4 protein-coding genes are annotated in these 5070 nt (G+C 74.9%); all 4 read right to left on the bottom strand.

Going from position 1 to position 5070, the window contains the following annotated elements; all coding sequences use genetic code 11:
* Positions 1 to 69: 69 nt before the first annotated feature.
* Entirely contained in the window at positions 70 to 1401 is a 1332-nt protein-coding gene (locus ABZ641_RS25380) for a glycoside hydrolase family 16 protein (protein ID WP_359985200.1), read from the bottom strand.
* 481 nt (positions 1402 to 1882) lie between these two features.
* Positions 1883 to 2908, bottom strand: coding sequence for an NAD(P)/FAD-dependent oxidoreductase (locus ABZ641_RS25375; protein ID WP_359985197.1), 1026 nt, complete (start codon positions 2906 to 2908; stop codon positions 1883 to 1885).
* On the bottom strand, positions 2905 to 3429 hold the full coding sequence (locus ABZ641_RS25370) for an isoprenylcysteine carboxyl methyltransferase family protein (protein WP_344621787.1): 525 nt from the start codon (positions 3427 to 3429) through the stop codon (positions 2905 to 2907). Before ABZ641_RS25370 ends, ABZ641_RS25375 begins: the two co-directional genes overlap by 4 nt.
* Before the next feature lie 10 nt (positions 3430 to 3439).
* Positions 3440 to 4504: a 3-oxoacyl-[acyl-carrier-protein] synthase III C-terminal domain-containing protein gene (locus tag ABZ641_RS25365; RefSeq protein WP_359985194.1), complete on the bottom strand. Its 1065-nt coding sequence runs from the start codon at positions 4502 to 4504 to the stop codon at positions 3440 to 3442.
* Between the last annotated feature and the right edge of the window lie 566 nt (positions 4505 to 5070).

Genomic DNA, 5070 nt, shown 5'->3' with positions numbered 1-5070 from the left:
GGCCTCCGGGCCGCCGCGGGGGCGGGACCGGGGCGCCCGTGCGGGCCCTGGCGGGGATGGGGCGGTGGGTCAGTGCTGCCAGACCTTGACGTAGTCCACCTGCATGTCGGTGTCGGCGGTCACGGTGTCGGTCGTGTAGACGCCGTTGTTGAGGATCAGGTAGTGCGGGCTGCTGGTGATGCCCGTGGTGATCTGACCGACCTTCTTGCCGTCGTAGTAGTAGGTCACCGAACCGGGCGCCCACTCGGCGCCGTAGGTGTGCCAGCCGGTGTAGTCGCCGGGTGCGCAGCTGCCGGGGCCGCCGGAGGGCGAGTGGTAGTGGTAGCAGGCCTGGCCGCCCAGGCCCTCCATCACGTCCATCTCGCCGTCGGTCGGCCAGCTCTGGCCGTCCGTCCAGAAGGCCGGCCAGTTGGAGATCTTGCCGCCGCTGCCGGGCAGGTAGATCCGGGCCTCGAAGGCGCCGTAGGTGAACTGCGCCTTGCCGTTGCTCTGCACCATGCCCGAGGTGTACGGGAAGGACTTGCCGTTCGCCGTCGCGGCCTTCGCCGTGGCCGTCAGGTGCAGGTTGCCGCCGCTGACGGTCGCCTGCGAGGGCGCGTATGCGGCCTTCTCGTAGGAGTTCACGGGCGGGGTGGTGCAGGTCGCGCAGCCGAGCCAGTTCGCCGTCCACTTGGCGGAGTCGACCGAGGTGCCGTTGAAGTCGTCGGCGAAGACCTGGCGCCAGCTGCCCGCGATGCCCAGCGGGCCGCCGGTGCCGGGCGCGGTGGTCGCGGACGCCGAGGCGGTCGGGGTGGCGGTGGCGCTCGCGGACGGCGTCTGCGTGGCGCTCGCGGAGGTGCTGGGCGCGGCGGGCGTGGTCGGCGCGGTGCTCGCCGGGGCGGAGCTGCTCGCGGCGGCCGTCGGGGTCGGCGAGGCCGAGGTGGCCGGAGCAGACGGCGTCGGGTTCGGGGTCGTCACCGTGCTGCCGTCGGAGGTGAACGCCTTCTTCGGCGCCAGGTTGTGCCAGACGTTGTTCGCCTTGTAGGCGACGAACACGGTGTAGGCGCCGGCCGGGAACGTCCGGCTCTTGGGTACGAAGGTCTGCTGCGCCGAGGTCAGTGTGGTCGGGATCGCGCCGGCGAAGTCGTAGTTGGCGCCGCTCGAGGAGCGGACCGCGACGGTCAGCGCCTGGACGGCGGTCTGCTGGGTGGCGTGCACCTTGGCGGTGGCCGTCACCGTGGCGCCGGCGGAGGGTGCAGCGGGGGTGAGCGTCAGCGAGTCGACGACGACGGGGTCGGACGAGCCGCCCGGGGCGGCCCAGGCTGCGGCGCCGGTTCCGACGGCGGCGACGGCGAGTCCGAGGGCGGCGGCCCGGCGGGCGGTGAGTCGCGTGGTGCGGCGGTGCTTCGAGTTTCTGGGCATGGGGTGGGGGAACCTTTCGTACCCCCCTGCGGATGTGGCCCGCCCTTCCGAGACCGGAGGCGGACCGCTCAGCGCCAGAGCCTGCGCGACGGCCCGTCGGCGGCGCAAGCCCGCTGCACCGGCCGTACGGCGTCCCGATCGCGTGTACACGCCCAAAATCCCAGGTGGGGCGGCATGGCCGGGTGGTTGCTGTGATCTCGGGCACAGGAGGTTTATGTCCGAATTGATGCGAGTTGCCAGGGAATTGGGTGGTATCGGAGGTGCCTGCGGAGCGTCCCTGATGGCGCCTCACCCGTGCCGCGCCCCCGCTGTGCCGGGCCCGCGCTCCCGTGCTCCGCCCCCTGCGCCTGGCCCGGGGCCGCCGTATGCCGTCCCCTTGAGGGGCGCCCGGGGGCGGTGCGGACCACCCGCCTCCCGGGCGACCAGACACCGCCCCGGGCGGCGCGCCGGGCGCCGCACGGGACACCCGTCCTGGACGGGCTCACGCCAGCAGGTTCACCCCGGCCTCGAAGACCCGCGGCAGTCGGGCCGCGAGCGGCACGATCCGCGGGGCCAGCACCGGCCGCTGCCGCGCCCACAGCAGCGCGCCGGTCAGCAGCCGGTAGCTGCGCGAGGCGCGCCGCCACGCCCGCTCGTACGCCTCCGGCCGGCCCGTCCGCACGCAACGCACCAGCTCGTCCGCGCAGGCCAGGGCCACCGACAGGCCCTCCCCGGTGAGCGCGTCCAGGTAGCCCGCCGCGTCGCCCACCAGCAGCACCCGCCCGGCGACCCGCGTCCGGACCCGCTGGTGCAGCGGCCCCGCGCCGCGCACCGCCGTGCCCGCCCCGGCCGGCAGTCGCGCCGCCAGCAGCGGGAACCGTGCCAACTGCTCGTCGAACGGCGCCCGGTCGCAGGTCAGCAGCGCCACACCCACCAGCTCCGGGCCGAGCGGGGTGACGTACGCCTCCGCCCGCGCCGACCAGTGCACCTCCACCGACCCGGACCACGGCGCCACCGGGTAGTGCCGACGCAGCCCGTACCGGACGGCGCGGCCCGGCGGCGGCGGCTGGTGCAAACCGAGGGCGCGCCGGACGGGGGAGTGCAGCCCGTCCGCGGCGACCAGGTGTCGGGCCGTCAGTCCGGCCGCCCGCACCGCGTGCGGGCCGACGTCCACCGCGCCGACCCGCAGCGGCAGCACCCGCACGCCGAGCTCCGCGGCCCGCGTTGCCAGCGCCGCGTGCAGCACCGTGCGCCGCACCCCGAGACCGTGCCCCGCGCGGAACCGTGCCTCGGCGGCCCGCGTCCCGGTCGCCTCCAGGTAGCGGATGCCGTGGAAGGCGTGGCCCTCCGGCGCCACGCCGAGCCCCGCCAGCGCCCGGACGGCGGCCGGCATCAGACCCTCCCCACAGGCCTTGTCCACCGGCGTCGGACGCGGCTCGGCCACCACCACCTCCAGGCCCGCGAGCGCCCCGTGCACGGCGGTGGCCAGCCCGGCCGGGCCGCCGCCCACCACCAGCAGGTCGATCACCGGGCGACCGCCGGCACCACCCCGCCGAGCGCGGCCTCCTCGCAGCGGATGCGCACGCCGAGCAGCCACAGGTTCAGCACCGTGAAGGCGCCCGCCGTCAGCCACGCCGAGTGCACCAGCGGCAGCGCCGCCCCCTCCACCACCACCGCCAGGTAGTTCGGGTGCCGCAGCCACCGGTACGGGCCGCGGGTGACCAGCGGCAGGCCCGGTACCACGATCACCCGGGTGTTCCAGCGCGGCCCGAGCGAGGCGATGCACCACCAGCGCAGCCCCTGCGCGGCGAGCACCAGCAGCAGCATCGGCACACCCAGCGCGGGCACGAACGGCCGTGCCAGCAGCGCCGGTTCGAGCAGACAGCCGACCAGCAGCGCCTTGTGCAGCAGCACCATCGGCGGGTAGTGGCCGCGGCCGTGCTCGGTGCCGCCGCGGGCGAGGCTCCAGGCGGCGTTGCGGCGGGCGACCACGAGTTCGACGAGCCGCTCGGCGGCGACCAGCAGGACGAGCAGGGAGTACCAGGACATCGGGCCTCGATCACCAGCGGAGCAGGACGAGTTCGGACGAGAAGCCGGGCCCCAGCGCGAGCACCAGGCCGGCGGAGCCGGGCGGCGGGGGGCCGTCCGCCTGGACGTCGCGCAGGATGTGCAGCACCGAGGCGGAGGACAGGTTGCCCACCCGGGCCAGCGAGCGGCGGCTCGGCGTGAGCGCGGACTCCGGCAGGCCCAGCGCCTCCCCGAGAGCGTCCAGCACCTTCGGCCCGCCCGGGTGGCAGATCCAGGCGGCCACCTCGTCCGGCTTCAGGTCGTGCTCGGCGAGGAACGCCTCGACCTCCTCGGCCACGTGCAGCCCGGCCAGCTCCGGCAGCGCTCCGCCGAGGACGATCCGGAACCCGCGGTCGCCGATGTCCCACCCCAGCAGGTGCCCGGTGCCGGGGTACAGGCGGCTGCGGGTCGCCACCACCCGCGGACCGGGGGAGTCGTGGAAGTGCGGATGCTCCGGGCCGACCGCCAGCAGCGCGCCCGCACCGTCCCCGAACAGCGCCGAGGCCACCAGGTTGGCGGTGGAGGCGTCCGAGCGCTGCAGGGTCAGCGAGCACAGCTCGGTGGAGAGCAGCAGCGCGGCATGGCCGGGCCGGCCCGCCAGGTAGTCGTGCAGCCGGGCCAGTCCGGCCGCGCCCGCCGCACAGCCCAGCCCGAAGACGGGGAGCCGGCGGACGTCCTGCCGCAGCCCGAGCGGGCCGGCCAGTCGGGCTTCCAGCGACGGTGCCGCGATCCCGGTGACCGAGGTCGACACCACCAGCTCGATCTCCTCGGCGGCCAGCCCGGACTCCGCCAGCACCGTTCGCGCGGCCCGCTCGCCGAGCTCCAGGGCGGCGGCGATGAACGCGTCGTTGGCCTGCCCGAAGCCGTCGATGCCCGCGTACCGCTCCAGCGGCAGCGCCAGATGACGGGTCGCCACCCCGGCCCCGGCGTGCAGCCGCTCCAGCACCGCCCGGTCCGCGTCCGGCGGCAGGCAGAGCGCCGCCAGCGCCTCGGTGATCTCCTCCTGCCGGTAGCGGTGGACCGGCAGCACCCCGCTCACCGCCACAATTCGGGTCATCGGCTCAGCATAGGGAGGATTCGGTCTTATGTGGCGAAAGGGGGACTCTTGGGCGCGCCCGATTCGCTGTTCGGGGGTCGTGTCGCGTAGGTGATGCCGTGTCACTGTCGGGAGAGGGTGTTGGGTGGTGCGTGTGCTATGCCTTGGCGTTGGGGAGTCGCCGTTGCGGGAGTGATGGGGTGTAACCGTTGCGGGAGTGATGGGGCGTAACCGTTGCTGTTGTGATGGTGTGTAACTGGAGCGATGGGGTGCCTGCGGTGCGGCCCGCTGTCACACCGGGGCGGCCGGTTGCTCTTGTGATGGTGTGTAACCGAATGGAGAGCCTCTCGGCGCGGTGTGCCCCCGGCACCCGTCCCCCACCCGTAGCCACCGTGATGGCGTGTAACCGGAGGGACGGCCTGTCCGCTCCGCGAGCCCGCCTTCCTCGGGCTACGACCACGGCGGCGCGCCCCGCCCGGTCCCACCCCGCTCCCGCGTGCCGTTGCGGGGCGAACCGCCGGCGAGGCCCTAACCTGACGGCATGTCCAGTGGGATGGACGCGGCGGCGGCCGGGCGGTGGATCCGCC

Source organism: Kitasatospora sp. NPDC007106, assembly GCF_040634455.1.
GTDB lineage: Bacteria > Actinomycetota > Actinomycetes > Streptomycetales > Streptomycetaceae > Kitasatospora > Kitasatospora arboriphila.
Note: the sequence above shows the minus strand (reverse complement) of the source record. Positions and strands in the feature narration are given on the sequence as shown.